This window comes from Mycobacterium sp. 852014-50255_SCH5639931 (assembly GCF_001665605.1).
GTDB classification, from domain to species: Bacteria; Actinomycetota; Actinomycetes; order Mycobacteriales; family Mycobacteriaceae; genus Mycobacterium; species Mycobacterium paraffinicum.
Genome location: NZ_LZSV01000047.1, coordinates 1 through 1,337 on the forward strand (window position 1 = coordinate 1; position 1,337 = coordinate 1,337).

Genomic DNA, 1,337 nt, shown 5'->3' on the forward strand with positions numbered 1-1,337 from the left:
CCCGGACGGTCATCGGCGTGCTGGTGGTACTGCTGGTCCTGGTCGCCGGGTCCCTCGGCTGGCGGCTCTACCAGAAGCTGACCGCCAACACCGTAATCGCTTATTTCCCAACGGCGAACGCGCTCTATCCCGGCGACAAAGTCCAAATCATGGGCGTTCGTGTCGGCTCCGTCGACAAGATCGAACCGGCCGGCGACAAGATGAAGGTGACGTTTCACTACGACAACAAATACAAGGTGCCCGCCAACGCGTCCGCCGTCATCGTGAACCCGACGCTGGTGGCGTCGCGCAGCATTCAACTGGAGCCACCCTACAAAGGTGGTCCGGTCATGGGCGATAACGCCGTGATCCCCCTCGAGCGCACGCAGGTCCCGACGGAGTGGGACGAACTGCGCGAAGGCGTCGCCAACGTCATCGCCAAACTTGGCCCGACACCCGAGCAACCCAAAGGTCCGTTCGGTGAGGCCATCGAGTCGTTCGCGGACGGGCTGGCCGGCAAGGGCAAGCAGATCAACGCGACGCTGAACAGCTTGTCGCGGGCGTTGACCGCGCTGAACGAGGGCCGTGGCGACTTCTTCGCGGTGGTGAAGAGCCTGGCCCAGTTCGTCAACGCACTGCACAAAGACGACCAGCAGTTCGTCGCGCTGAACAAGAACCTGGCCCAGTTCACCGGCGAGTTGACCGGATCCGACCATGATCTCGCCAATGCGCTACAGCAGTTCGACAGCCTGCTCTCCACCCTGCGCCCGTTCTTGACCAAGAACCGCGAGGTGCTCGTCCATGACCTCGACAACCTCGCCACCCTGACCACCACGTTGGTCCAGCCCGACCCACTGAACGGTTTGGAGACCGCGCTGCATGTCCTGCCGACGTTGGAGACGAACCTCAGCCAGATCTACCACCCGTCGCATGGGGCCGTCATGTCGATCCCGGCGATCCCTAACTTCGCCAACCCAATGCAGTTCTTCTGCAGCATGATTCAGGCCGGTAGCCGGTTGGGCTATCAAGAGTCCGCCGAGCTGTGTGCGCAATACCTGGCGCCAGTCCTCGATGCGATCAAGTTCAACTACCTGCCGTTCGGGCTGAACCTGTTCAGCACCGCCGAGGCCCTACCCAAAGAAGTCGCCTACTCCGAGCCGAGGCTGCACCCACCGAACGGATACAAGGACACCACGGTGCCCGGAATCTGGGTGCCCGACACCCCGTTCTCGCACCGCAACACCCAGCCCGGCTGGGTTGTCGCGCCGGGCATGCAAGGCACACAGGTGGGGCCGATCACGGGCGGCCTGTTGACCCCCGAATCGCTGGCCGAATTGATGGGCGGCCCCGACGCCGGA

Annotated in this window: 1 protein-coding gene; it reads left to right on the plus strand. The window is 63.4% G+C overall.

Annotated elements, in window-relative coordinates:
• On the plus strand, nt 1-1,337 hold a 1,337-nt coding region (locus A5758_RS24870; RefSeq protein ID WP_156622784.1), incomplete at both ends, for a virulence factor Mce family protein.